1 protein-coding gene is annotated in these 428 nt (G+C 71.7%); it reads right to left on the reverse strand.

Features of this window, described 5'->3' with window-relative positions; all coding sequences use genetic code 11:
- On the reverse strand, positions 1-428 hold a 428-nt coding region (locus AB4Z16_RS28130; RefSeq protein ID WP_441514591.1), incomplete at both ends, for an asparaginase domain-containing protein.

Below are 428 nucleotides of genomic sequence, written 5' to 3' on the forward strand. Positions count from 1 at the left end.
GCCCGAGGCCAGGCGCGGGCGTGCCGGCCCCGCCACATGGCCGGCGCCCGTGCGGGAGCTTCGCACCACGGCCACGCCTCGCGCAGCTGCATCGGCGAGCGCGTCGCCCAGCGTCTCATGAACCGAGCCATTGCCGGTGGCCGCCACCACGAACCCCTTTACGCCGGCCGAGACCATCGCATCCACGGCCACCCTGCCCGGCTGGGCATAGCTCGCCACGATTTCGACAAGCGGCCACGCCGTAGGCACGGGCAGCGCTGGCGCGTCGCTGGGGGCGCACGCGCGTGCAAAGCGCACGTAGGCATCCTGCACGAAACCAATTGGCCCGCCCGCCGGCGACGTGAACGCATTGACCGCCGAGGTATGGGCCTTGGCGACCTCGCGGGCCGCATGAATTTCCTGGTTCAGGACCACGAGCACGCCCTGCC

The organism is Allobosea sp. TAF32 (genome assembly GCF_052113585.1).
GTDB lineage: Bacteria > Pseudomonadota > Alphaproteobacteria > Rhizobiales > Beijerinckiaceae > Allobosea.